The 534-nt window shown below is 76.8% G+C and carries 2 protein-coding genes; both read left to right on the top strand.

Annotated elements, in window-relative coordinates; genetic code table 11:
• Window positions 1-294: Rrf2 family transcriptional regulator (locus B8460_RS20070; protein WP_048863399.1), on the top strand; the 294-nt coding region annotated here is incomplete at its 5' end.
• A partial coding sequence (locus B8460_RS20065; RefSeq protein WP_048863398.1) for an aminotransferase class V-fold PLP-dependent enzyme occupies window positions 291-534 on the top strand: 244 nt, incomplete at its 3' end. The genes B8460_RS20070 and B8460_RS20065, both read left to right, overlap by 4 nt.

Here is a 534-nt window from a genome sequence, read left to right as displayed (position 1 = left end):
CTGCTGTGCGCCGTGCGCGGTCCGGGCGGCGGCTACCGGCTCGCCCGGCCGGCCGGGCAGGTCACCATCGCCGACATCGTCCTCGCCGCCGAGGAGGAGCTGCGCACCACCGGCTGCCACACCGGCGGTCCAGGCTGTCCCGCCGGCGAGCCCGGCGCGCAGTGCCTGACGCACGATCTGTGGGACGCGCTCGGCAGCGAGATCCGCCATTTCCTTGAGCGCGTGACCCTCGCCGACGTCATCGAAGGGCGCGTGCCCGCCCGCACGACGCCGCGTCCAGCGGACGCCGCGTGAGCGTCTATCTCGACGCCAACGCCACCGAGCCGCTGCGGCCCGAGGCGCGCGCGGCCGCCCTCGCGGCGCTGGATGCCGGCGGCAACCCGGCCTCGGTCCACGCCGCCGGTCGGCACGCGCGGCGGATGCTGGAGGATGCACGCGAGGCGATCGCCGCCCGCTTCGGCGCCGCCCCGGCCGACGTGGTGTTCACCTCCGGCGGGACGGAAGCGAGTGCCCTGGCGATTGCCGGACTGGGCG

The organism is Acidisphaera rubrifaciens HS-AP3 (assembly GCF_000964365.1).
Taxonomy (GTDB): domain Bacteria; phylum Pseudomonadota; class Alphaproteobacteria; order Acetobacterales; family Acetobacteraceae; genus Acidisphaera; species Acidisphaera rubrifaciens.
This window is presented reverse-complemented; position numbering and strand designations above follow the sequence as displayed.